At 69.0% G+C, this 23,019-nt stretch carries 22 protein-coding genes; 11 read left to right on the top strand and 11 right to left on the bottom strand.

The features are described from left to right. The first annotated feature begins 3 nt into the window (after positions 1 to 3). Positions 4 to 1,707 carry a hypothetical protein gene (locus ACYVGD_RS15675; protein ID WP_460744720.1) on the top strand — a complete coding sequence of 568 codons (1,704 nt, stop codon included), beginning with the start codon at positions 4 to 6 and terminating at the stop codon, positions 1,705 to 1,707. 49 nt (positions 1,708 to 1,756) lie between these two features. Here ACYVGD_RS15675 and ACYVGD_RS15670 read toward each other — a convergent pair whose 3' ends face one another. Further along, a complete protein-coding gene (locus ACYVGD_RS15670) occupies positions 1,757 to 2,620 on the bottom strand; it encodes an Fpg/Nei family DNA glycosylase (protein ID WP_460744719.1) in 864 nt (287 codons plus the stop codon). A 3-nt stretch (positions 2,621 to 2,623) separates the two neighbouring features. Continuing rightward, on the bottom strand, positions 2,624 to 3,280 hold the full coding sequence (gene aat / locus ACYVGD_RS15665) for a leucyl/phenylalanyl-tRNA--protein transferase (RefSeq protein ID WP_460744717.1): 657 nt from the start codon (positions 3,278 to 3,280) through the stop codon (positions 2,624 to 2,626). 103 nt (positions 3,281 to 3,383) lie between these two features. On the opposite strand from aat, the gene ACYVGD_RS15660 reads away from it, so the two are divergent. The 4 genes from ACYVGD_RS15660 (at position 3,384) to ACYVGD_RS15645 (ending at position 7,598) form a co-directional block, all read left to right on the top strand. Then, a complete protein-coding gene (locus ACYVGD_RS15660; protein WP_460744716.1) occupies positions 3,384 to 4,082 on the top strand; it encodes an EcsC family protein in 699 nt (232 codons plus the stop codon). Positions 4,083 to 4,103: 21 nt separating this feature from the next. Then, the gene (locus ACYVGD_RS15655) at positions 4,104 to 4,802 is read left to right on the top strand and encodes a DUF6882 domain-containing protein (protein ID WP_460744715.1); all 699 of its coding nucleotides are present in this window, start codon (positions 4,104 to 4,106) and stop codon (positions 4,800 to 4,802) included. A 228-nt stretch (positions 4,803 to 5,030) separates the two neighbouring features. After that, positions 5,031 to 6,584, top strand: coding sequence for an FMN-binding glutamate synthase family protein (locus ACYVGD_RS15650; protein ID WP_460744714.1), 1,554 nt, complete (start codon positions 5,031 to 5,033; stop codon positions 6,582 to 6,584). 117 nt (positions 6,585 to 6,701) lie between these two features. Continuing rightward, positions 6,702 to 7,598, top strand: coding sequence for an SDR family NAD(P)-dependent oxidoreductase (locus ACYVGD_RS15645; protein WP_460744713.1), 897 nt, complete (start codon positions 6,702 to 6,704; stop codon positions 7,596 to 7,598). A gap of 9 nt (positions 7,599 to 7,607) precedes the next feature. Here the strand turns inward: ACYVGD_RS15645 and ppk2 are convergent, their stop codons facing one another. Then, the gene (ppk2, locus tag ACYVGD_RS15640) at positions 7,608 to 8,498 is read right to left on the bottom strand and encodes a polyphosphate kinase 2 (RefSeq protein WP_460744712.1); all 891 of its coding nucleotides are present in this window, start codon (positions 8,496 to 8,498) and stop codon (positions 7,608 to 7,610) included. A 68-nt stretch (positions 8,499 to 8,566) separates the two neighbouring features. On the opposite strand from ppk2, the gene ACYVGD_RS15635 reads away from it, so the two are divergent. Then, positions 8,567 to 9,364 carry an inositol monophosphatase family protein gene (locus ACYVGD_RS15635; RefSeq protein WP_460744711.1) on the top strand — a complete coding sequence of 266 codons (798 nt, stop codon included), beginning with the start codon at positions 8,567 to 8,569 and terminating at the stop codon, positions 9,362 to 9,364. A 48-nt stretch (positions 9,365 to 9,412) separates the two neighbouring features. Continuing rightward, positions 9,413 to 10,324 carry a hypothetical protein gene (locus ACYVGD_RS15630; protein ID WP_460744710.1) on the top strand — a complete coding sequence of 304 codons (912 nt, stop codon included), beginning with the start codon at positions 9,413 to 9,415 and terminating at the stop codon, positions 10,322 to 10,324. On the opposite strand, the gene ACYVGD_RS15625 is transcribed toward ACYVGD_RS15630, so the two are convergent. From ACYVGD_RS15625 to ACYVGD_RS15595, 7 genes are all read right to left on the bottom strand, one after another. Then, positions 10,227 to 11,000, bottom strand: coding sequence for a sigma-70 family RNA polymerase sigma factor (locus ACYVGD_RS15625; protein ID WP_460744709.1), 774 nt, complete (start codon positions 10,998 to 11,000; stop codon positions 10,227 to 10,229). The two genes, ACYVGD_RS15630 and ACYVGD_RS15625, sit on opposite strands and share 98 nt — an antisense overlap. Before the next feature lie 91 nt (positions 11,001 to 11,091). Beyond that, positions 11,092 to 11,838, bottom strand: coding sequence for an ANTAR domain-containing protein (locus ACYVGD_RS15620; RefSeq protein WP_460744708.1), 747 nt, complete (start codon positions 11,836 to 11,838; stop codon positions 11,092 to 11,094). 322 nt (positions 11,839 to 12,160) lie between these two features. Beyond that, positions 12,161 to 12,829 (bottom strand): methionine ABC transporter permease, encoded by a 669-nt coding sequence (locus ACYVGD_RS15615; protein WP_460744707.1) that lies wholly within the window; start codon positions 12,827 to 12,829, stop codon positions 12,161 to 12,163. Further along, complete coding sequence (locus ACYVGD_RS15610; RefSeq protein WP_460744706.1) at positions 12,826 to 13,635, bottom strand: methionine ABC transporter ATP-binding protein; 810 nt, start codon at positions 13,633 to 13,635, stop codon at positions 12,826 to 12,828. The genes ACYVGD_RS15615 and ACYVGD_RS15610 overlap by 4 nt, the downstream gene beginning before the upstream one ends. Next, the gene (locus ACYVGD_RS15605; protein ID WP_460744705.1) at positions 13,632 to 14,480 is read right to left on the bottom strand and encodes a MetQ/NlpA family ABC transporter substrate-binding protein; all 849 of its coding nucleotides are present in this window, start codon (positions 14,478 to 14,480) and stop codon (positions 13,632 to 13,634) included. Before ACYVGD_RS15605 ends, ACYVGD_RS15610 begins: the two co-directional genes overlap by 4 nt. A gap of 18 nt (positions 14,481 to 14,498) precedes the next feature. Then, positions 14,499 to 15,497 carry an isopenicillin N synthase family dioxygenase gene (locus tag ACYVGD_RS15600; protein WP_460744704.1) on the bottom strand — a complete coding sequence of 333 codons (999 nt, stop codon included), beginning with the start codon at positions 15,495 to 15,497 and terminating at the stop codon, positions 14,499 to 14,501. Between the two features lie 26 nt (positions 15,498 to 15,523). After that, entirely contained in the window at positions 15,524 to 16,402 is an 879-nt protein-coding gene (locus ACYVGD_RS15595; RefSeq protein ID WP_460744703.1) for a sulfurtransferase, read from the bottom strand. A 347-nt stretch (positions 16,403 to 16,749) separates the two neighbouring features. Between ACYVGD_RS15595 and ACYVGD_RS15590 the strand changes: the two genes are divergently transcribed. Both ACYVGD_RS15590 and ACYVGD_RS15585 read left to right on the top strand, forming a co-directional pair. Then, positions 16,750 to 18,309: a carboxylesterase/lipase family protein gene (locus ACYVGD_RS15590; RefSeq protein ID WP_460744702.1), complete on the top strand. Its 1,560-nt coding sequence runs from the start codon at positions 16,750 to 16,752 to the stop codon at positions 18,307 to 18,309. Positions 18,310 to 18,375: 66 nt separating this feature from the next. Beyond that, positions 18,376 to 19,161, top strand: a complete 786-nt coding sequence (locus tag ACYVGD_RS15585; RefSeq protein WP_460744701.1) for a hypothetical protein — start codon at positions 18,376 to 18,378, stop codon at positions 19,159 to 19,161. Between the two features lie 17 nt (positions 19,162 to 19,178). Here the strand turns inward: ACYVGD_RS15585 and ACYVGD_RS15580 are convergent, their stop codons facing one another. Continuing rightward, positions 19,179 to 19,400, bottom strand: a complete 222-nt coding sequence (locus ACYVGD_RS15580) for a hypothetical protein (RefSeq protein WP_460744700.1) — start codon at positions 19,398 to 19,400, stop codon at positions 19,179 to 19,181. A 536-nt stretch (positions 19,401 to 19,936) separates the two neighbouring features. Between ACYVGD_RS15580 and ACYVGD_RS15575 the strand changes: the two genes are divergently transcribed. Both ACYVGD_RS15575 and ACYVGD_RS15570 read left to right on the top strand, forming a co-directional pair. Next, positions 19,937 to 20,359, top strand: coding sequence for a (deoxy)nucleoside triphosphate pyrophosphohydrolase (locus tag ACYVGD_RS15575; RefSeq protein ID WP_460744699.1), 423 nt, complete (start codon positions 19,937 to 19,939; stop codon positions 20,357 to 20,359). 25 nt (positions 20,360 to 20,384) lie between these two features. Beyond that, positions 20,385 to 23,000 (top strand): DEAD/DEAH box helicase family protein, encoded by a 2,616-nt coding sequence (locus ACYVGD_RS15570; protein ID WP_460744698.1) that lies wholly within the window; start codon positions 20,385 to 20,387, stop codon positions 22,998 to 23,000. Positions 23,001 to 23,019: the final 19 nt, after the last annotated feature.

Here is a 23,019-nt window from a genome sequence, read left to right as displayed (position 1 = left end):
GCGATGATGATTGCAGACGACGGCGGCTCCGGCGGCCCGATCACCTACCACGGCCACACCCAGCGCGAGATCCTCGCTGCGATCGGTTCGGTCGACGCCTACTCGGTCGACCATGCCGAGACGGTGTGGCGCGATGCGGCGGCCTCCCTGCGGGAGATCAACGAGCTGATCGAGCAGCGGCTCAAGGCGCTGCTCGACGAGAAGGAGGGCTGGCGCGGTGATGGCGCCGACATCTTCCGCGCGGTGATCACCGCCGACCTGCTGAATGGCACCGAGCGCATCTCGCGGGCGGCCGACGCCAACGCGGCCGCCCTCGAGCCGGTCAACCGCCAGGTCGGCCAGGCGATGGTGAGCGCGCTGATGAACGACATCCCGTGGGACAACGACACCCAGTGGCGTGTCGACCGCGAGCACCAGGACCAGACGCTGTTCGGCAAGGTCGACGAGTTCGTGACCGGCGACGACGACGACCTCCAGAACCGGCAGAAGAATGCGGCCTACGTGGTTCTCGACGGCGCGAACGGCCAGCGTGCGCGCCGGGAAAAGCCCGACTGGGAGGCGCTGCAGAGCTCTACGCCGATAGTGCCCCCGCCGTCGATCTTCACGAAGACCGAGACGCCGGTGACGCAGTACACCCACTACTTCGACCGCATGATGGAGGGCTTGGGCCTCAACTCCACGCCGCGGGAGAACGTGCGCGCGAGCGCCCAGTCGGCGAACACCGCCATGACCGACTTCACACCGACGATCCTCGAGGAGCCGAAGTTCGTCAAGAACGACGTGACGGGCCGCAACACGCGTCCCACCGAGTTCGAGGCCCCGGTGCGTCCCGACTTCGGCTCGTCGTCGCGCGCCGACTCCTACCGCCCGCCGCTGCCTTCGGGCAGCCCGACGGGTGAGGACCGGTACGCGGGCGACGACCGCTTGGGTTCCTACCAGCCGCGCCCGAGCGACTCCCCCGCTCCGGAATCCGACGAACGACTCGGATACGGCGGCCCCGACCTGGGTGGCCCCGGTGGTCACGGCGGTTCCGGCGGCCCGGTCGGCGGCGGTTCGCCGCACGTGCCCGACCTCGGCAGTGAGCCCCATCCCGGCTGGGCCGACGACGCCAGCAAGCTGCCCGTCGACGAGCCCGGCACGCGTGCGGCCGGGGTCGACACGATGCCGCGCGGCACAGGCCCGACGATCACGCCGAGCCTCAATCCCAACGGCCCCGGCGCACCGGGTCTCAGCGGCCCGACGACGACGGGCGGACCGCTCGGCCCCGGCGTGCGTCCGGGCCTGATCACGCCCAACGCCCCGGGTCTGAACGGACCGGGCAACGGCCCCGGCACCAGCGGCCCCGGTCGCAGCTATACCCCGGGCAGCCGCTTGGGTGGCACCGGCACGAACGGGTCGCCGCAGGGCGGCCGTCCGGGCCAGGGGCCCTTCCCCACGAAGGCCGGCCAGGGCGGTCCCGGCGGGCCGGGCATGCGCGGCGGTGCCAGCGGCCCGTTCTCGGGTCGCTCGGGCTCGTCGTTCAGCATGGGCCCCAACGGCAAGGGCATCGTCAACCCGGGCAACGTCGGCCCGATGGCTGGCAGCCCCATGGGCGGCCGCGGGTCCGGCACGCGCGACGAGGAGAAGCGCGTGGGCCATCAGTCGTGGCTCGAGGAGGACGGCGACGTCTGGTTCGACCGAGATGACGTACGCGCGGGCGACCTCTGATCCTCTGTACCGACCGACGGGCCGGTCCCTGTGGGGGCTGGCCCGTCGTTCACTTCAGGAGTCTTGACATCCTGCGGTCGGCGAGCTTCTTGCCGCCGGTCTGGCATGTCGGGCAATACTGCAGCGACGAGTCGGCGAACGAGACTTCGGCGACGGTGTCACCGCAGACGGGACAGGCCTCGCCGGTGCGGCCATGGACGCGCATCTGGGCGCGCTTGTCGTCCTTGAGGTCTTTCGCGGCCAGTCCCGCCGACCGCGCGACGGCCTCGGCGAGCTGGCTGCGCAGCGCCGCGAACAGCGTGTCGCGCTCGTCGCCGGACAGGCCGGACGCCGGCTTGAACGGGCTGAGCCGCGCGGCGTGGAGGATCTCGTCGGAGTAGGCGTTGCCGATGCCGGCGATGGTCCGCTGGTCGCGAAGCACGCCCTTGACCTGGGCGCGGCCGGCGTCGTCGAGGATGCGGTCGAACACCTCGCGGGTGAAGTCGTCGGCCAGCGGGTCGGGACCAAGCGTCGCGATCGCCGGCACCTCTGCGAGGTCGGCGACGACGTGGACGGCGAGCTTGCGCTGCGTACCCGCCTCGGTGAGGTCGAAGCCCGAGCCGTCGTCGAGCACGAGGCGCAGCGCCAGCGGGCCCTTGCCGGGACGGGCGGGCTTCTCGGGCTGTGCGTCCTTCCACCGCAGCCAGCCGGCGCGGGCGAGGTGGAACGCCAGCCACGTGCCATCGCAGCCGAGCGCGAGGAACTTGCCCCGGCGTACGACCTCGGTGACCTCGAGGCCCTGCAGCGCCGTGGGGGCGATCGCATACGTCTTCAGCGCCGAGAACGCCGTGAGCTCGACGCGGGCGACGACGTGGCCGACGCAGCGCTCGGCGACGTACGCGCGCAGGGACTCGACCTCGGGCAGCTCGGGCATGGCTCAATCCTGCCCGAACCGGGGTACGCACAGCTCGAGCGCCTGCTCCAGCCGTGCCAGGTAGGCCGACCGCGGGACCTCGACGACGCCGAGGGTCGCGAGGTGGTCGGTCTGCCACTGGACGTCGAGGAGGCGCCGGTCGATGTCGCCCGCGGCGCGGAGCACGTCGACCAGCCCGATGAGCGCGGCCTTGGACGCGTCGCGGCCGTGGACGGTGTCGTGGAACATCGACTCGCCGGCGAACAGCCCGCCGATCGCCACCCCGTACAGGCCGCCGACAAGCCTTCCCTCGGCGTCCCACGCCTCGACGGAGTGGGCGATGCCGCCGGCGTGGAGGCTGCGGTAGAGCGCGCGGATGGTCCCGTCGATCCAGAACCCGTCGCGTGCCGGGTCGGCGCACCGGTCGATGACCTGCCCGAACGCCTGGTCGACGGTGATGCGGTAACGCTTCGCCGTCTTGCGCAGCGACCTCGACACCTTCAGTCCGTCGAGCGGCAGGATGCCGCGCCGCAGAGGCGACCACCACCCCATGACGTCCTCGACGGGCATGGGGAACACACCGCTGGCGTACGCCTCGACGACCATCATCGGGTCGACCTCGCGCGACCACCCGATGAGGTCGTCGGCGGGCCAGTCCTCCGGAGGGCCGAACGTGGTCACGCCACCATTGTGCGTGATCGGGGAAGGATCAGGGTCCGGCGACATCGGAAGGGGCGGCCGGGCCACGTACTCTTGAGGGCAGGACTTCTCAGGAGGCTGAACTATGGCGAACAACGCGACCAACGTCGGGCGGGCACTCGGCGCCCTCGTCCCCGCGGCCGTGAACCTGCGGCCCGGCGCGGCTGGCAACGTGCTGCGCCGCATCCTCGACGTCGCCATCGACGGCGCCGGCCGCCTCCCCGGAGCGCGGGAGGCCGCCGCCAAGCAGCTCCAGAAGACAGGTGACGTCGAGGCCGCGATCGACTCCCTGGTCACCCAGCACGTCTCCCTGGCCGGCGCACAAGGCTTCGTCACGAACATCGGCGGCCTCGTCACGACCGTCGTGTCGCTGCCCGCAAACGTCGCGGGCGCGGCCGTCCTCCAGACGCGCATGATCGCTGCGATCGCCCACCTCAAGGGCTACGACGTGACCGACGACCGCGTACGCACCGCCATCGGCATGTGCCTCGTCGGGGACGACCTCGAGCGGATCCTCGAGGGACACGACCTGCCCACGCGCCCGCTCGTCGTGGCCACCGCCCCGGTCTTCGACGGCGACCTCGAGCGCGCCATGTCCGACCGGATCGCCGCCGAGCTCGTCGCCCGCATCACCGGCAAGCGCATGGTCGTCGCGATGACCAAGCGCATCCCGGTGCTGGGAGGAGGCGTGGGTGCCGCGTTCGACGGCTGGGACACCTGGACGATCGCCAAGTACGCGCGCACCGAGTTCGTCGCGCGCCGGAGGCTGACCTCCCACGAGTGACCGGTCCCTAGACTGGCGACCATGAGCCTCACATTCGCGGACGTGGTCGACGACTCGATGCTGGCGTACGCCGAGACCCAGGCGGCGCTGGCCGCCTGGATCGACGAGCAGACCGGTGGTGGCTCCAACGAGCAGAAGGTTGACCGCGTACGCCGCCAGGTGACCTGGCTGCCGCGGCTCCACAAGCGCGACGAGGTCGTCGCCGTGGCCCACTACGTGGGGTCGGTCGTGAACGGCGAGGGACGCTGGGCGTGGGCCGACGAAGAACTGGCCGACTCGCCGTTCGTGCGGCTGTCGGAGCGTCTGCGTACGTTCGGCGAGGCCAACCAGATCCCGGAATTGGCCTCACCCACGGTGCAGGCGCAGCCGTGGGTGATGGCGGGTGTGGCGTGTCGTGTCACCGAGATGCCGGCGAGCCACATGGCGCCACGCGAGGGCGGCGTGGACATCTTCGTGGTCGACCCGGCGGGGTTCACGGTGGGGCCCATCGCCGCGGAGGACTTCACGCGACTGATGGCGGGGTCCCTGCAGGCGGACGGCTTCGTCAACGACCACCGTCGCGCCGTGCAGGGCTGGGCTCAGGCGCGGCGCATGCCGCACCGCTGGGTCGACCCGGGCTCGTTCCGGGTCTTCGACATCGGCTTCCCCCAGGGCCCGCTCTTCATCCACTTCGACGAGGCGGGTCGCTTCGAGCGCGCAGAGCTCCAGCCGTTGGGCTGAAGGGTCAGAGCTCGGCCTCGACCAGCGGCGGCACGACGGCGCACAGCAGGACGAGCAGGATGCCGAGGGTCACGGTCGCGGTCAGGATCACATTCATGGTCATGACATCCATGGTGTCTGTGCGGCCCGGCGCAGACATCGGCCAGCGGATGCGTACGCCCCCTGCCTTCCCCTGATCGTGGCCGACCTGTCGCTCAGGGTTCACCGACGACAAGTAACAATGTCGCCATGTCCTGGAAGAAGGCCCTGCCCATCATTCCCGCTGCGGCCGTCGCTGGCGTCGCCGCCTACGACCTGACCCAGAAGCGCCACGCGCTGATGCGCAACTTCCCCGTGATCGCACACGCCCGCTATGCCCTGGAGAGCATCGGCCCGGAGCTGCGGCAGTACATCGTCACCGGCAACGACGACGAGCGGCCGTTCAGCCGCGACCAGCGTCGCTGGGTGTACGCATCGTCCAAGGGTGAGAACAACTACTTCGGCTTCGGCACCGACAACGACGTGGAGAACGGGTCCTACCCGATCATCAAGCACCGGACCTTCTCAGAGGTCGCCCCGCCCACGTCGGCCCACGTCGGCGAGCAGGCGTGGCTGCCGTCGGCGAAGATCCTCGGCGGACCGCGCGGCCGGGCCAGGGCCTTCCGCCCCAACTCAGTCGTCAATGTGTCGGCCATGTCGTTCGGCTCGCTGTCGGGCAACGCCGTCGAGGCCATCAACCGCGGGATGGCCCTGGCCGGTGGCATGCACAACACCGGTGAGGGCGGCATCTCCCCGCACCACCTCAACGGCGGTGACCTGGTCTGGCAGATCGGCACGGGCTACTTCGGCTGCCGCACGCCCGAGGGCGACTTCTCACTGGAGCGCCTCGTGGCCCGCGCGGAGGCCGCGCCGGTGAAGGCCATCGAGATCAAGCTCTCGCAGGGCGCGAAGCCGGGTCTGGGCGGCGTGCTCCCGGCGGCGAAAGTGACGCCGGAGGTGTCGGAGATCCGCGGCATCCCGGAGGGCGTCGACTGCATCTCGCCGTCGCGCCACTCGGCGTTCGACTCGGTCGACTCGATGCTCGACTTCGTCGAGACCATCGCCCAAGCCACCGGGCTGCCGGTGGGCATCAAGTCGGCGGTCGGTGACCTCACGTTCTGGCACCAGCTCGCCGACGCCATGGCCGACGGCCAGCGCGGCGTCGACTTCATCACCATCGACGGCGGCGAGGGCGGCACGGGTGCGGCGCCGCTGGTGTTCTCCGACTCGGTCGCACTGCCGTTCCGCATCGGGTTCGCCCGCGTGTTGGAGATCTTCGCGCGCGCCGGGTTGGTCGAGCGGGTCACGTTCATCGGCTCGGGCAAGCTGGGCCTGCCCGAGAACGCGCTCATCGCGTTCGCGCTCGGCGCCGACATGGTCAACGTCGCCCGCGAGGCGATGCTGGCCGTGGGCTGCATCCAGGCCCAGAAGTGCCACACCGGCCTGTGCCCGACGGGCGTGGCGACCCAGAACCCGTGGCTCGAGCGCGGCCTCGACCCCGACCACAAGGCCGGACGGGTGGCCGCGTACGTCCGGACTCTGCGCCGGGACCTGCTGAAGGTCAGCGAGGCCGTGGGCGTCCTCCACCCGGGCCTGATCACCACCGACGACATCGAGCTGTGCGACGGCAACCGTTCGGGCACGCCGCTGCGCGAGATGTACGGCTACGAGCCGCACTGGGGCCTGCCGTCGGTCGACGACCGCCGGGCCATCGAACAGCTGATGGCCGCGACCGCGCCCCAGGGGTCCGACGAGCCGGTCTGATCGACGGTGGAGTCAGGCGGGGTTGGATTTTCAGGGAATCTTGAGCGTTCTGGGTCAAAGCCGGCGTGGCCCCGGACGGGGAGGCCTAGACTCTGAGGAGAATCCTCAGGAGCTCGCGTGAACAGTCCCGTCCATGTCCCCGACCTGTCGGGGACCATCGCCCTGGTCACCGGCGCGACCAGTGGCATCGGCCTCGAGACCGCCGCGCGTCTCGGCATGGCCGGCGCCGACGTGATCCTCGCCGTGCGCGACCTGACCAAGGCCCGGCGCGTCGTCGCCCGGCTGCGGGAGGCCCACCGTGAGGCCGCGTTCCGCATCGAGCAGGTCGACCTCAGCGACCTCGCATCGATCCGCCGCGCCGCGGGTCAGATCAACGATCAGGGCCGCCCCATCGACATCCTCGTCAACAACGCGGGCGTGATGTCGGGTTCGCGCCAGCGCCAGACCACCATCGACGGGTTCGAGCTCCACCTCGGCACGAACTTCCTGGGCGCGTTCGCCCTGACCGGCCTGCTGCTGCCGTCGCTGCGGCTCGCCCAGGGCGCCCGGATCGTGTCGGTCGGCAGCCTGACGGCGTTCCGCGGCACGCTCGGCCTTGGCCCCGACCTGACCCACCGCTACTCCCCCGGCGCGGCCTACGCCCGGTCGAAGCTCGCCCTCACCACGTTCGCCGTCGAGCTGCAGCGCCGCTCCGACCACCAGGGCTGGGGCCTCACCAGCACGATCGCCCATCCGGGGTGGGCCGCGACCAACATCAACGGCGGCCGCTTCAGCCGGCTCGGCACAGTGATGCCGCTGATCACCCGGCCCGACCTCGCGGCGCTGCCCACGCTCGCGGCCGCCACCCTTCCCGACGTGCCCGGAGGGTCGGCCATCGGCCCGGAGGGGCTGCTCCAGCTGCGCGGCGCCCCGGGCATCGTGCCGCTGCCGAAGAAGGCCTTGGACGCCGACTCGGCGGCCCGGCTGTGGCGGACCGCCGAGCAGATGACGGGTGTGTTCTGGCCCGAGGACTGAGCCGCCGGGTCAGTCGCCGACGGCGTCCTTGCCGCGGCGCACGATCAGCGGGTCGGGCTCGTAGACGACCGAGTCGTCACGCCCCTCGTAGTCGAACTGGTTCAGGAACGCGCGCATCGCGTTGATGCGGGCGCGCTTTTTGTCGTTCGACTTGATCGTGATCCACGGGGCGCGGTCGGTGTCGGTGCGCAGGAACATCTGCTCCTTCGCCTCGGTGTAGGCCTCCCACTTGTCGAGCGACTCGAGGTCCATCGGCGAGAGCTTCCACTGGCGGACTGGATCGATCTGTCGGATGGCGAAGCGGGTGCGCTGCTCGTGCTGGGTCACCGAGAACCAGAACTTGGTGAGGTGGATGCCCGAGTCCATCAGCATCTCCTCGAACAGCGGGGCCTGTTTCATGAAGACCTCGTATTCCTCGTCGGTGCAAAAGCCCATGACGCGCTCGACACCGGCGCGGTTGTACCAGGAGCGGTCGAACATCACGAACTCGCCGAACGTCGGCAGGTGCTGGATGTAGCGCTGGAAGTACCACTGGCCCTGCTCGCGGTCGGACGGCTTGGCGAGGGCGACCACGCGCGCGTACCGCGGGTTGAGGTGTTCGGTGAAGCGCTTGATGGTGCCTCCCTTGCCGGCGGCGTCGCGGCCCTCGAAGACGATGACCATGCGCTCGTTGTTGTCCTGCGCCCAGTACTGCAGCTTGAGGAGCTCGATCTGGAGCTTGTGCTTCTCCTCGGTGTATTCCGCGAGGCCCAGCCGGCTGTCGTAGGGGTAGTCCTCTTCCCAGGTCTCGACGGCCGAGCCGCCCGGATCGATCAGCTCCGGGTCTTCGCCCTCGGCGCCGGCGATGGTGTAGCCCTCGGCGCGCAGCCGATCGATGTATTCACGCAGGTTCTGCAACATGAGCGAAGCCTAGGGTGGTGGTATGAACTGGTGGTGAACCCGGCCGGGATCGCGGTTAGGCTGATGCCGTGCCCCAGTCGCTCCGAGTGCTCGCCGCCGACATCGCACGCGAGGCCGGGGAGTACGCGCTGGCCGAGCGTCGCAGAGGTGTCCGTGTCGCCGATCTCAAGTCCACGCCCACCGATGTCGTCACCGCCGCCGATCGCGCCACCGAGGAACTGATCCGGGAGCGCATCCGCGCCGCACGCCCCGAGGACGGGATCCTCGGCGAGGAGGGCGCGTCGGTCTCCGGCTCGTCGGGGCTGACGTGGGTGGTCGACCCGATCGACGGCACTGTCAATTACCTCTACGGCATCCCGATGTGGGGCGTGTCCGTCGCCGTGGTCGAGGGTGATCCCGATCCCGCGCGGTGGGAGGCGGTGGCCGGTGCGGTGTCCCTGCCGGTGCTGGGCGAGCTCTTCTCCGCCGCACGCGGCGAGGGGGCGACGCTGAACGGCGAGCCGATCTCCTGCTCGACGAAGGACGACCTGGGCCAGGCGCTCGTCGCAACGGGGTTCGCGTACGCCGCGGAGCGCCGCACGAAGCAGGCCGCGGTGGTCGCCGGGCTCATCGGCGACGTACGCGACATCCGGCGCATGGGCGCGGCGAGCGTCGACCTCGCGTACGTGGCATGCGGGCGTCTGGAGGCCTACTTCGAGGCCGGGCTGCACCCGTGGGACCACGCGGCCGGGGCGCTGGTGTGCCGCGAGGCGGGCGCGGTCGTGGGCGGCCCCGCCGGCGGAAGGGAGTCCGCCGACCTCGTGCTGGCGGCCGCTCCGGCGCTGTTCCAAGCGCTCTCTGACCGTCTGGCCGGTCAAGATGTTTGACTCCGCGGCGGCCGGGGTATCACTCCGATGACCCCTCAAGGAGGCCCCATGGAGCTCGAAGGACGACTCAAGGTCGGCGCGCATGTGATCGCTGAATTCGACTACGAGGTCCCCGGCGACCTGCTGGCGGTGTTCACACGCGCGATGACCGCGTCGCCCACGGAGTGTGGGATGCCGTCGTTCGAGGCGACCGGTTCCGCGCTCGGCGACCGTCTCGACGTGATGGGCTGGGACGCCGCCAGCGCGCTGTCCGAGCTCGACTCGTCGCTGGCACTGGCCCGCAGCGCGTACGAAAGCCTCCACATGGACGCCGACCCGACGGCGATCCTGTCCGACCCGTGGTCCGGGCTCTCCGGGCTCGACGCGGCGGGCTGGCTGCGCCGTGTGCGTGCCTCCACGGGCCCCGAGAGCGTGTGGACCGACTGGGCGCTGAGCCTGCTCCACGACCGTGACCCGAACACGGTGCTGCGCCTCATGGCGATAGCGCGCCCCGACGAGATCTGCCGCCTCGAGGTGCAGCCCGACGTGGAGTTCGACACCGAAGTGCCGCGCCGGCTGTTGGTGATGACCCAGACCGCCGAGGACGCGGCCGCGATCAGCGGCGCCGTCCAGGGCCGCGCGCCCCACCTGACCGACCTCGTCCGCGTCGCCCACCTCGGTGGCGACGGTGAGCCGGGCACGCTGCGCGGGCACGTCCTGGGGCTGGCCGAGCTGACGCTGAAGCAGCCGCTCGTCGCGGTGTTCCGCCCCGGCACCGACCCCGCGATGGCCACCATCGTGGACGTGCCCCGCCTACAGGTGCTGGTGGCGTCCACCGACCCCGTGGTCGACCCCTCTTCGACGCTGGCGGAGCTGTTGACGCTCAGGGGCGTGGGTGGGCTCCCTCCCGAGAGTCTGTCAGCACGGCTCGCAGACGACGTACGAGTCGAGCAAGCTCACGGGAGACCTGCATCTGACTGATACCCAGCCGTCGGGCGATGTCTGACTGGGATAGCTCCTCGACGAACCGCAGGCGCAGCAGTTCACGCTCGCGCTCCTGCAACCGGTTCACGGCCTCGACCACGGTGCGACGGGAGAGCACGGAGTCGTAGGCCTCGTCGTGGACCGGGTCGTGCCGCGGCAAGGGCGCCGACGTCATCAGCCCACGGCTGGCGATCGCCACGCGCACGTCCATGACGTCGAGCCCGAGCTCCTGGGCGATCGCCTCGGCGGTTCCTTGGCCGCCCCGTGACTCGATGTCGGCCTTCGTCCGATAGGCGGCGAGCATCGTCTCTTGGACGGACCGGGGTGGTCGTACGAGCCAGAGGGTGTCCCGGAAGTGTCGTTTGAGCTCGCCGGCGATCGTGGGAACGCAGTAGGCGAGAAATGCCTCACCGGCACCGGGCCGGTAGCCGAGGACCGCCTTGATGAGGCCGAGCCGGGCAACCTGGACGAGGTCGTCGCGCTCGATGCCCCGCCCGTCATAACGGGTGGCGATCGAGTCGGCCACAGGTAGCGCCGTCACGACGGCCTGCTCGTGGAGCAGGTCACGGTCGGCACCCTCGGCGCGGGCGGCCTCAAGGAGCAGTCCTTCAACGGCGAGCGCGAGCGCCCGGGTCTTGTCTTTCGCCGCACCTGAGGCAGCATGGTCGAACATCGAGATTTTCCTGCAGGCAAAGAAATTACTCGCGGCACGCTGTTCGACCGGGATCTGACGGGGCCATTATGCACGGCGCCTCGCGGAGTGCTCAGAGCTTGGGCAGATTCGTCTTCTTGTCGCGACCGCGTACCGGACGCGTGAACTCAGCGGTCACGCGTTCGGCGACGTCGCGGAGCTTGATGTTGAGCTGGTTCGAGGTGCGGCGCAGGGTCGAGAAGGCGTCGTCGGCGCTGATGCCGTGACGCTCCATGAGGATGCCCTTGGCCTGGCCGATGACGTCGCGGCTGGTGAGCGCCTCGTTGAGACGGCGGTTCTTCCCGCGGGCCTCGGCGAGGGCTATCGTCACCCCGGCGATGGCGGCGAGCAGCACCGCACGCTCGCGGTCGGCCTCGTCGAAGCGGGCGCGGCTGCGCGAGTACAGGTTGAGGGCGCCGGGCGGCTGCCCGGCGGCGCCGGGGTCTGGACGGCTCGACAGGCCGGCGGCGAGGACGGCCTGTACGCCGACGGCAGCGGCCTGGGGTCCGAAAACCGGCCAGTGCTCGCTCTCGGCAAGATCGGCAGAACCGGCGACGGGTGCGGAAGTGGAGGCGACCTCGAGGCACGGACCCTGCAACGTCTCGTACTGCATGCGGTCGACCTCGAGGACCCAGTCGTGGCTCACAGCAGTGGTGAACGGCTTCCCTTCGGCCCCGTAGATCGTCACGCTTGCGCCGTCGGCCCCGTCAATTCCGCGCAGGGACAGGTCCAGCACGCGTTGAAGGACGTCGGAAGGCTCGGGGCGCCCAGCAGAGAGCTGGTCGACGATCTCAGCCAGCGTGACCTCGGGGGAATCCATCGGTGCGCTCCTTTCGGCAGCTCGGTGAGTCGATGGCCAAAGCCAACTGATCGTACGCCCATTCGTGTCGACTCCGGGAATCTGTGTGGGCACGGAAAGACCCGCGGGTTCGTCGTTCTTGACGGCCGGCCTGGACGAGGGGCCGGCACCCGCGGGTCCGGTGGCTCGGGTGGATTCGCCGAGCAGTCCGTCAGAGCGCACCGCGTCAGCGGTGAGCCACCTCACAAGTCCGTTCGCCAATCATTCGTCGGACCACCTCCTTCCTCGTGTACGTCCACGGTAGGTCGGCCTCCTCCACGGGACAAGGGATTATTCGCAGTCCTCAGCCGCGGCGTCGTGCCATGCGTGCCACGATCAGGTCGCCGAGGCTCTGGACGCCCTGCACCAACACAATGAGCACGGCGACGGCCACGAGCAGCACCGGGGTGTTGAAACGCTGGTAGCCGTAGCGGATGGCGAAGTCCCCCAGCCCCCCGCCGCCGATCGTTCCGGCCATCGCGGAGAAGCCGATGAGCATGACGACGGTCAGGGTGATGCCGGCCACGAGCCCGGGAGCGGCCTCGGGCAGCAGCACCTTGACCACGATGTCCCGGTTGGTGGCACCCATCGCGCGAGCCGCCTCGACCTTGCCGCGGGCCACCTCGTGCAGGGACGCTTCCACGACCCGGGCGAAGAAAGGTACCGAGCCGACCGTCAGCGGCACGATCGCCGCGACCGGACCGATCGAGGTGCCGGCCAGCAGTCGGGTCAGCGGGATGAGCACGATCAGCAGGATGATGAACGGCAGCGAGCGACCCACGTTGATGACGGCGCCCAGCACCCGGTTCAGCGGGCGGTTCGCCCAGAACCCGAGGGGCCCGGTGACCACCAGCAGGACGCCGATCGCGGTCCCGATGAGCACGGTCAGCACCGAGGCGGCCCCCACCATCAGCAGGGTTTCCTGCAGCGCCTCCCAGACCTCCGGCAGCGCCTGGGCCACGGTCGTCTTCACGCACCCACCCCCTCGAGCCCCGCGCGTACGCCCTCGCGGGCCAGGAACGCGGTGATCGCCCGGGCGTGCGCCGTGTCGCGTACGCCGGACGGCAGGATCGCCTCGCCCAGCCGGGAGTCGTCGGCGGCGACCAGGTCGGCCAGCCGTCCGGTCTCGACGACGCGTCCGTCCTCGAGGAGCGCTGCGGACGTGCAGATGCGGCGTACGACGTCGAGCTCGTGGGTGATGATCGCGACGGTCACCCCGAGCGTGCGGTTGAGCTGGGCGATGAGGTCGAGGATCTGTTCGGTGGTCTCGGGGTCAAGCGCCGACGTGGGCTCGTCGCACAGCAGCAGACGCGGGTCGCCGGCGAGCGCTCGCGCGATGCCAGCACGCTGCTTCTGGCCTCCGGACAGCTGGGCCGGGTGGGCGAAGCGGCGGTCGGCCAGTCCGACGAGCTCGACCAGTTCGTCGACGCGGGCCTCGCGCTCGCGCCGCGGGATGCCCGCGACCTCGAGCGGGAAGGCCACGTTGCCGCGGACGTCGCGCGAGTCGAGCAGGTTGAACTGCTGGAACACCACGCCGATGCGGCGGCGCAGGGGCCGGAGCTGGGGCTCCGAAAGCGCGGTGAGATCCTGCCCGTCAAGCAGGATCCGTCCCGAGGTGGGCCGGTCGAGCAGGTTGAGGCAGCGCAGCAGCGTCGACTTGCCAGCCCCGGACCGGCCGATGATGCCCATGACCTCGCCGTCGGCGATGTCGAGGCTGACGTCATCGAGGGCGCGTACGCCGCCGTCGAAGACCTTGGTGACGTTCTCGACGCGGATCATCGAGCCCCCGCTGGTGTCTGGGCCACCGGCAGCACCGACCCGCTGTAGCGCTGGGTGATCCAGTCCGCGGTCTCGGGCGAGGTCAGGGCCGTGGCGAGTGCCTTGACTCGCGGGTCACCGGCCTTGTCGCCGAGGACGGTGAGCACGTTGGCGTACGGGTTGTTCTCTTTCGGCTCGAGTCGCAGGGCGTCCTTGGCCGGGGTGAGGCGCGCCTCGAGCGCGTAGTTGCCGTTGATGACGGCCCCGGCGATGGTGGGGTCGTCAAGCGTGCGGGGCAGCTGGGCGTCGTCGATGCCGACGATTTTCAGTCCCTTGGGGTTGCCGGTGATGTTGCGCTCGGTGACGTCGATCGCGGCGCCGCCTCGCGCGACGTCGAGCGTGAGCAGCCCGGCGTCGGCGAGCAGGAACAGGCCGCGAGCGAAGTTGGTGACGTCGTCGGGGAGCACGACGGTGCCACCCTGGGGCAGGTCCGTGGGGGCCTTGGCTCGGCGCGAGTAGAGGCCCAGAGGCTCGACATGGACCTTCGCGACGTGGGCGAAGGAGACGCCGCCGTGCTGCTTGGCCCAGTCGTCGGCGTACGGCACGTGCTGGAAATAGTTCGCGTCGATGTCACCGCCGACGAGGAGCTGGTTGGCGTCGAGGTCGCCCGAGATCTCGGAGATCTTGAGACGGGTGTCCTTCAGCACCCCGGACTCGCTGATGTGTCGGAGGATCTCGGCGTGGGGCACGGACGAGGCGGCGACGCGCAGGTCACCGCTGGAACCACCGGTCCCGCAGCCGGTGGCGGTGAGGCCGGTCAGCAGTGCGGCGCCGCCGGTGGCGCGCAGGAAGGTACGTCGGTTCATGGGTATCTCCTTGTGGGATCAGGCGCGGGCGAGCAGGCGCTGGTGATGGATTTCGGCCACGTCCGGGTGGGAGCGCAGGCGGGACTTCAGCGCGTTGGCGCCGTAGGTGTCGAAGATGGCGTTGGACTCGTCCTGGGTGACGCCGCGGGAGCGGGCCGCGAGCTCCGGCGGCAGCTGCAGGCGCGGGATGACGGCGTCCAGGCCGGGGTTGTAGAAGAAGGGCACGGAGATGCGGTCGTCCCACGGCGGCGGCGAGACGACGCGGTGGTTGGTCGCGATCAGGTAGCCATCGGTAGCGCTCTCGAGCAGCTCACCGATGTTGACGATGAACGCGCCGTCGACGTGCGGTGCGTCGATCCATCGGCCGTCGGGGCCCTCGACCTGTAGGCCTGCCTTGCCCTGCTCGACCAGCAGCAGCGTCAGGAGCCCGGAGTCCTTGTGGGCGCCCACACCCTGGTCGTCACCCTCACGGCCCGGGTAGCGGACGACCTTTATCAGGCTGAGCTGGTCGGCGTACGCGGCGTCGAAGAAGTCGCGCGGCTGGCCGAGCGCCTGCGACCACTCCTGGAGCAGGCGATGGCCGACGGCGGACAGGTCGCGGTGCCAGCGTTCGAAGACGGGGCGGAACTCGGCCGGGCGCTCGGGCCATTGGTTGGGGCCCTCCAGCACGGCCCAGTCGGGCGTGGTGTCGGTGATCGTGACGGGCTCGCGCTCGACGGCGATGTCGACCTGCTCACGCCAGTCGGTACGGCCTTGCGTACGTTCGCCGCCGATGCGGGCCCAGCCGCGGAAGTGAGGCGTACGCAGGTTCTCGATGCGGCGCTTCTCGTCGTCGGGCAGCGCGAAGAACTCGCGGGCGACGCGGACGACCTCGTCCTGACGCGCCTGGTCGAGGCCGTGGCCGACGAGGTAGAAGAAGCCGATCTCGTGGGCTGCGCGCAGGAGGTCGTCGCGCAGACGGGGTGCGGTGGCGGGGTTGTCGGCCAGCGAGAGGTCGATGATGGGCAGTTGGTCCATGGGTCTTCCTTGTGTGAGCGGCGGGATCAGGCGGGTTTGCCTGTGACCAGGGGGCGGGACTCGTCGGCGGCCCACTCGGTGAGCGACCCGTCGTAGACGGCGACGTCGTCTCGGCCGGCCCGGGCGAGCTGGAACGCGACGTAGGTCGCCGCGATGCCGCCACCGCAGTAGGCGATGGGGGTGGCGTCGCCGTCGGCGACTGCGGCGGCGTCACCGACGGCGCGGAACGTGTCGACGTCCTTCGCGCGGCCGTCGGCGTCGGACAGCTCGGGGAACGGGATGTGGAGCGATCCCGGGATGCGGCCGGGGCGGGCGTACGTGTGGCGCTCGCCGGTGAAGGTGGGGTGGTCGAGAGAGTTGACCAGCACGCGCGAGGGGTCGTCGATGGCTGCGGCCACGTCGTCGGCCGAGGCGTACAGCTCGGGGCGGGGGTGGGCGGTGAACGTCACCGGCTCGACGGCGTCGGCGGGGCCGGTCGCGATCTCGTGGCCCTCAGACCTCCAGGCGGGAAGCCCGCCGTCAAGGACGAGGATGTCGTCATGGCCGACCAGGCGCAGATTCCACCACAGCCGGGTGGCCCACATGTTCACGCCCTGGTCGTAGACGACCACGGTGGTGTCGTTGGAGACGCCGAGGGCGCTGATGCGCTGGGCGAACTCCTCGGGCGGGAGGACGGTGAACTCCTTGGGGTCGTCGCGGTCGGCGAGGTCCTCGAGCAGGTCGGCGAAGCGTGCGCCGGGGATGTGGCCCTGCTCGAAGGTCTCCCGTCCTGACGAGGTCGTGTAATAGCCGTCGCCGGCCGGTTGGACGAGGATCGTGGTCGCGTCGAGGACGACGACGCCGGGGGCGTCCTTGATCTGGGCGAGCTCGGCGGCGGTGATGAGGCGTGCGGCGTGGTTGGACATCATTCTCCCCGGGAATGGTGGATGTGGTGGGGCATGCGTACGGGTGGGCGGTGGCGGCGCACATCAGGCGCGCGACGAGGGGATCCGGACGCACGGACCTCGGTGGAGGTCGCGCGCCGCCGCGGATCAGGTCTGAGCTGGTGCCGTCACAGCCTCATCCACACATCGCGCGCCGGCGCATCATGCAGCACATGACAGCGACGGAGGCGTTGTCACGGCGATGGGCGGCGCGGAGCATGATGGTCATGACGAGGAGCATGCCATAGGGCATACCTATGGCGCCATTCGTCTTCACATCATGAGACGGGGAGCGTCTTTCCCGCACGGACGCGCGCACAATGGGCCACATGCGCAGGCTCGAGATCGAAACCACGGCCGGCACCGTGCGCGGGTTCATCGACGGGGACGTCGCCCACTGGCGCGGCATCCCGTACGCCGCCCCGCCCGTGGGGCCGCTGCGGTTCCGCGCACCGCAGCCGGTGGAGCCGTGGCCGGACGTGCGCGAGTGCATCGAGTTCGGGCCGATGGCCGCCCAGCCGCGTGAGATCGGCCTGGGCACCCTCGACCGCCGGCTGCCCCGCTCGGAGGACTGCCTCACCCTGAACGTGACCGCACCCACCGAGCCGGGCGACGACCGGCTTCCGGTGATGGTCTTCATCCACGGAGGCGCGTACGTCAACGGCGCCTCGTCGGAGCCCACCTACGACGGCTCGTCGCTGGTCCGCCGCGGTGACGTCGTCTACGTGAGCCTGAACTACCGCCTGGGCGCGCTGGGCTGGCTCCACTTCGACCAGTACGCGACGCCCGACCGGCCGATCGAGTCGAACCTCGGTCTGCGCGACCAGATCGCCGCGCTGGAGTGGGTGCGCGACAACATCGCGGCGTTCGGCGGCGACCCCGACAACGTGACGATCTTCGGGGAGTCGGCGGGCGCCATCTCGATCACGACGCTGCTGACGGTGCCGCGCGCGTACCCGTTGTTCCATCGGGCGATCTCGCAGAGCTCGGCGCCGCGCGTGGTGCCGATGATGGACCAGGCCCACATCTGGGCACGGGAGTTCCTGGGGCACCTGGTCGACGACCCGGGTGACCACGAGCAGGTCATGGACGCGCTTGAGAACGCCGACTGGATGGAGCTCTCCGTCGCGCTGTCGCGGCTGTCGGCGATGGGGCTGGAGGACGAGCCGTCGGCGATCCCGGTGGTGCCGGCGGTCGACGGCGACCTGGTGCCGCGTACGCCGGTGGCGGCGATCGCCCAGGGGCAGGCCAACCCGGTGCCGATCATCGTCGGCACGTGCGACCGCGAGGGGACGCTGTTCTCCCACTTCTCCCCCACCAACCCGACGCTGAAGCCGACGTGGAAGCAGATGGTGATGAAGGCCCACTCCTTCATGGACCCCCACGGCGACTTCGCCCACGTCGACGGCGACGAGACGCCTCCGGCGGACGTGCTGCGCCGGCTCTACCCGGGTTGGCCGAAGCGCTCGGCGATGGCGGACCTGTCGGGTGACGGCGCGTTCTGGTATCCGTCGGTGGAGGTCATGGAGCACCACTCGGTGTTCGCGCCGGTGTACGCGTACCGCTACGACTTCGCCCCGCGACTGACGAAGCTGGTCGGCATGGACGCCACCCACGGCGGCGAGCTGTTGCCGCTGTTCGGCGACCTGTCGGGCGAGCTGGCGCGGGTGATGTCGGCGCTGGGCGGTACGCGGGGCTGGGTCGAGCTCAGCGAACACATGCAGGACCAGTGGACGCACTTCGCGCGGCACGGACGACCGCTTGAGGAGTGGCCGCGCTACGACGTCGAGCAGCGGCGTACGTTGATCCTGGACGTGGAGCGCCGTGTCGAGTCCGATCCGCGGTGCGAGCGGCGTGAGGCGTGGCGGCGCGTGGTCGAGGCGGGCTGACGCCCATCTGCTGCGGGCCATTCTTCTCGTTCACGGTCAACCCTTTCGGCGCCTGCGTGTTGGGCCGTGGCGGGCGATCTTCCCTCGTGGCAGAGCCCGGAGGCGGAGACCTACAAGAAGATCCACGGCCAGATGAATGCGCTGTTCACCACCGCCGGCATGTGTGCCAACGCCATGGCTGCGTTCATGAAGCTGATGTCGAAGCTCGTCCAGGCGGTCTACGACCTGATCCGCAAGGAGATCAAGAAGTGGGCCAAGAAGGCTGCGGTGAAGGTCGCGCTGTCGGGCCCGTTCGCGGAGATCGCACTCGCTTGGGCGCTCAAGGACATCGCTGACCTGGTGGGCACTCTCAATCAGATCGTGAGCAACTTCCAGGCCGTCGTGAACGGCCTGAAGACCGTGGCCTCCCAGGCCAAGCAGCTGTTCGAGGAGGCGAAGGGCTACCTCGACGCGCTCACGCAGGAGCTCAGTGGGAGCGCGGGCAAGGTCCGGGCGGGCGCACCGCCGCTGCCGGGTGGCGGACGGATCTCGGAGACCGAGGCCTACAAGATCACCCAGGACGTCGACAGCCGTGCCCAGCGCCAGCAGCAGGCCGAACGGGATCGGGCTCCGCTCGCCGAGCGCAAGGGCCTTCGGGATCCCGCGGACTCACCGGGGGCGGCGCTGCTCGACAAGGGACGGTCCGACCCTGCCGCCGAGCTGAAGACCGAGGGCGAGGACGAGAAGCTGTTCGGCTATCGCTATCCGACCGTCGCCGACCCGAAGCCGCTCATGCCTTCCCCGCCGCAGGGGCCGTCTGCGGTCGAAGAGGTCGAGGACTTGAAGTCGCAGCGCAAGCCGGCGCTGCGCTGACCCACTCCGGGGCCGCGCTACCGATTCGGGGGACGGTGGCGCGGCTCCGGGCTTTCACGGACGGCCTCCTCGTACGCGGCCCTCCGCTCCTGGTATTCCCTCCCGTACCGGAAGCCGCCGTAACCGACGAGCAGGGCCAGGCCGAGGCACATCGACGCCAGGGACAGATCGGTCGTGATGCTGCTCAGGCCCGCGAGGACGAACAGCGTGGCCAGGCCGATGCCCGCCCAGCTCTTCATGAGGTTGGCCTTCCGCGGCGGCCCGCGAACCAGATCGCCCGGCGTACTCACGACCAACGGGGAGCCTCCTGCCACGGCTGCCACTGAGGGTGCTGCTGCTGGGCGAGCGGTTCGTTCTTGCGCCAGGGACGCATTGCCCGCCCGTGGTGGTTCGCATGAACCAGCCCGGCGCCAGCGGCAGCACGACCATCAGGAGCGGGCCGATGAAGCCGCCGGCGGTGATGGCGGGATCGAGGTCGATCAGCTCCAGCTGGCCCCGGCCCATGCTGTTGAGCATGCCTAGCAGCATGGACATCCCACGCCGAAGATGCCCCAGCCGAGGCCTGTCACCGCCGGTGACTTCTTCGGCGGCGGTGTCTGGTATCCCCCGGGCTGGCCCGGGTTCGGCCCGTAGGGCTGCGGAGGCTGCGGTACGCCTGGGTAAGTCATGACCTGAATGTATGCCAGGCGCCCCGTCAGATCTGGAGTTCTGACCGCCGATATAGACCCCATCGACGGACGGCCCCTAAGCTGGCGCCAACTGCGTACGGAGGGTCATGTCTGAGCCGGAAACCCTGCCCGTCGTCGGGGCCATCATCCGAAGGGGCAACACTGTCTTCGCCGCGCGCCGCAGGCCAGGGCGCAGCGCTGGGGGCCTATGGGAGTTCCCCGGCGGCAAGATCGCTCCGGGCGAGACACCGGAACAAGCGCTCACGCGCGAACTTCAGGAAGAACTTGACGTACACGTTGTCGTCGGGGAGCTCGCGTCCCGGCACGTCACTCCGCTCGGCATCAAACTGATTGATCTCGCTTGTTACTGGGCAGAGCTAACCAGCGATGCACCGACCAACAGCACTGATCACGACCAGATGCGTTGGGTGCCGCTCGCGCAACTTCCCGACCTTGACTGGTCTCCAGCGGATATCCCCATCGTGGAGGACATCCTCGACGGACACACGCAGGCTGTCAGTGCCTCCTAATAGAGTCCACACGCAAGGGGGCGACATGGATCCGCTTAACGAAGGCCTGTACGACAGCCTGATGACTCAGCGACTCGCGGAGCAAATCCAGGCCACAGGGCTGGAGGTACGCCGCAGTCGACTAGATGCCGCTGAAGAGCCGGAGGTACTGGCCCGCCACTTGAGTGACGTTGTACTGCGGGTCCTTCGAGACGAAGAGTCCAGCGACCGACGCCGCGCCATTCTTAACGAGCTTCTCCAGAATCTCCAGGCCGATTCCGACAAGATCGACGCAAGCGAACGATTGGTTGCCCTCACTCGACCCGCGCGCCCCGGCGCGGAGGTCTTCTACACCGCCGCACCCCACACGCCATTGAGTGATGCCGCCCTCCTCACCAATAGCGCCGGGGAGCCAAGTGTGGGCGCGGAGCTCAGGTCTGAAATGAAGAGTGCCGACGAAGTTGATCTCATCTGTGCGTTCATCCGATGGACAGGCCTTCGCACAATGACCGAGGAGCTCAAAGCGCTTGAGCGGCTCGGAGTCCCCTTTCGAGTCATCACCACGACATACATGGGCGCCACGGAGCGGCGAGCAATCGATGCTCTCGTTCGAGACTACGGCGCCGAGGTCCGAATTCAGTACGAAATCCTCCGCACCCGCCTGCACGCCAAGGGCTGGCTTTTCAAACGACGCACTGGCTTCGACACGGCGTATGTCGGCTCGTCGAACCTATCGAGGTCGGCTCTCCTCGATGGCCTCGAGTGGAATGTCAGGCTGAGTTCTGTCGCCACTCCCGCACTGCTTCACAAGTTCCGCGCAACGTTCGAAACCTACTGGAATGACCCGAGTTTCGAACCATACGATCCCGACGCCGATGCCGAACGGCTAGACGAGGCGTTGCGGGTGTCCGGGGGAAACGTCAGGTCAGGGAATCAGCTCCTGCCTCGCGGACTGACCCCGCAGCCCCTGCCCTTCCAGGAAGAAATTCTTCAGCGCCTGCAGGCAGCTCGCTCGGACCATGAGCGGCATCGAAATCTCGTCGTAGCGGCAACGGGTACCGGGAAGACGATGATCGCTGCCTTCGATTATCTGCGCATGTGCAGCGGAACCCGCCGCCCAAGCCTGCTCTTCGTGGCACATCGCAAGGAGATTCTGGAGCAGGCGATTCGCTCATATCGAGCGGTACTGGGAGACCCCTCCTTCGGCTCGCTCTACATAGGTGGGTCCACTCCGACCCAATGGCGTCACCTCTTCGCTTCCATCCAAACGCTCAACGCCCGAGAGTTGCAGCGATTGGAAGCTGACTCCTTCGATGTCGTGGTTATCGACGAGTTCCATCACGCCGCCGCCGCAAGCTATCGCCGTCTACTCGAACTCCTGCAACCGCGAGAGCTCCTGGGGCTCACCGCCACCCCCGAGCGCACCGATGGTTTCGATGTACGGGAGTTCTTTGACGGAAGGACTGCAGCGGAATTGCGCCTGTGGGATGCACTCAAGGCAGAGCTCCTGTGCCCGTTCCACTACTTCGGAATCAACGACGGCACTGACCTGCGCCAAATCCAATGGGCTCGGGGCCGCTACACCGATGCTGAACTCACGAACCTCTACACGGGTAACGACGCTCGAACCCGCGTCATTCTCAAAGAGCTCACCGAGAAGGTCACCGACGTCCACACCATGCGTGCTCTTGGGTTCTGCGTCGGTGTCCACCATGCTCGCTACATGGCCCAGGTCTTCAATGAACAGGGCATCCCCGCCCTGGATGTGAATGGGGACACGCCAGCCGACCAACGCGCCGAAGCAGTTCGTAAACTTCAGCGGGGGGAGGTCAGCATTCTGTTTACTGCGGACCTCTTCAACGAGGGCGTCGACATCCCTGAAGTCGACACGGTCCTCTTCCTCCGCCCCACCGAAAGTGCAACAGTCTTCCTGCAGCAGCTTGGCCGCGGCCTCCGCCGCACCAGGGACAAGCCGGTCCTAACGGCCCTCGACTTCGTGGGCCACCAGCACAAGAGATTCAGGTTTGATCAGCGCTTCACTGCCCTGACGGGCGTGTCGAGGCGCGCGCTTCCGAGCCACGTCGAAGAGGGGTTCCCTTTCCTGCCGTCCGGTTGCCAGATTGTGCTTGACCGAGAGACCCAAGAGACCGTGCTGCGAAATCTTCGCAGCCAGCTCTCCAGTAGGTGGACAGCGCTCGTTCAAGAGCTTCGCGAACTTGGGAATGTGAGCCTCCCGCAGTTCCTCGAAGCCACAGAGGCCGAACTTAGCGACCTGTTGCGCGACCACTCCTGGACCGAAGCCAAACGACAAGTGGGATTGCCCATGCCCGCCGTCGGCCCGCAGGAAGACAAGCTCCTGCGCCGGGTCTCCCGGTTCGCGCACGTGGACGATGCCCGACGTGCGGCCCTCTATCTCGATCTCTTGAGCGATGATGCGCCCCGGTACCAAGATCTCAACGCCAGCGAGCAGATTATCGCGCGCATGCTGTTCTTCACCCTTTGGCGCGACAAGGGAGGATTTGCAAGCTTCGAGGAGGGTCTTCTCTCCTTGCAGCACGAAGAGTCTTTCAGGCGAGAAGCATCAGAGGTCATCCATTGGGCCTGGGAGAATAGCGGCTCATCCCAAAGCAGGGTGGGTTCTGAATCCGCCGGTCTCGAGTAGGCATCGGGCGATGTAGTTG

The organism is Mariniluteicoccus endophyticus (genome assembly GCF_054780035.1).
Note: the sequence above shows the minus strand (reverse complement) of the source record. Positions and strands in the feature narration are given on the sequence as shown.

Coding starts and splice junctions, on each gene's coding strand:
- ACYVGD_RS15675 (WP_460744720.1), top strand. CDS start 4: ATGATGATTGCAGACGACGGCGGCTCCGGCGGCCCGATCACCTACCAC.
- ACYVGD_RS15670 (WP_460744719.1), bottom strand. CDS start 2,620: ATGCCCGAGCTGCCCGAGGTCGAGTCCCTGCGCGCGTACGTCGCCGAG.
- ACYVGD_RS15660 (WP_460744716.1), top strand. CDS start 3,384: ATGGCGAACAACGCGACCAACGTCGGGCGGGCACTCGGCGCCCTCGTC.
- ACYVGD_RS15655 (WP_460744715.1), top strand. CDS start 4,104: ATGAGCCTCACATTCGCGGACGTGGTCGACGACTCGATGCTGGCGTAC.
- ACYVGD_RS15650 (WP_460744714.1), top strand. CDS start 5,031: ATGTCCTGGAAGAAGGCCCTGCCCATCATTCCCGCTGCGGCCGTCGCT.
- ppk2 (WP_460744712.1), bottom strand. CDS start 8,498: ATGTTGCAGAACCTGCGTGAATACATCGATCGGCTGCGCGCCGAGGGC.
- ACYVGD_RS15630 (WP_460744710.1), top strand. CDS start 9,413: ATGGAGCTCGAAGGACGACTCAAGGTCGGCGCGCATGTGATCGCTGAA.
- ACYVGD_RS15625 (WP_460744709.1), bottom strand. CDS start 11,000: ATGTTCGACCATGCTGCCTCAGGTGCGGCGAAAGACAAGACCCGGGCG.
- ACYVGD_RS15620 (WP_460744708.1), bottom strand. CDS start 11,838: ATGGATTCCCCCGAGGTCACGCTGGCTGAGATCGTCGACCAGCTCTCT.
- ACYVGD_RS15610 (WP_460744706.1), bottom strand. CDS start 13,635: ATGATCCGCGTCGAGAACGTCACCAAGGTCTTCGACGGCGGCGTACGC.
- ACYVGD_RS15605 (WP_460744705.1), bottom strand. CDS start 14,480: ATGAACCGACGTACCTTCCTGCGCGCCACCGGCGGCGCCGCACTGCTG.
- ACYVGD_RS15600 (WP_460744704.1), bottom strand. CDS start 15,497: ATGGACCAACTGCCCATCATCGACCTCTCGCTGGCCGACAACCCCGCC.
- ACYVGD_RS15595 (WP_460744703.1), bottom strand. CDS start 16,402: ATGTCCAACCACGCCGCACGCCTCATCACCGCCGCCGAGCTCGCCCAG.
- ACYVGD_RS15590 (WP_460744702.1), top strand. CDS start 16,750: ATGCGCAGGCTCGAGATCGAAACCACGGCCGGCACCGTGCGCGGGTTC.
- ACYVGD_RS15580 (WP_460744700.1), bottom strand. CDS start 19,400: ATGAAGAGCTGGGCGGGCATCGGCCTGGCCACGCTGTTCGTCCTCGCG.
- ACYVGD_RS15575 (WP_460744699.1), top strand. CDS start 19,937: ATGTCTGAGCCGGAAACCCTGCCCGTCGTCGGGGCCATCATCCGAAGG.
- ACYVGD_RS15570 (WP_460744698.1), top strand. CDS start 20,385: ATGGATCCGCTTAACGAAGGCCTGTACGACAGCCTGATGACTCAGCGA.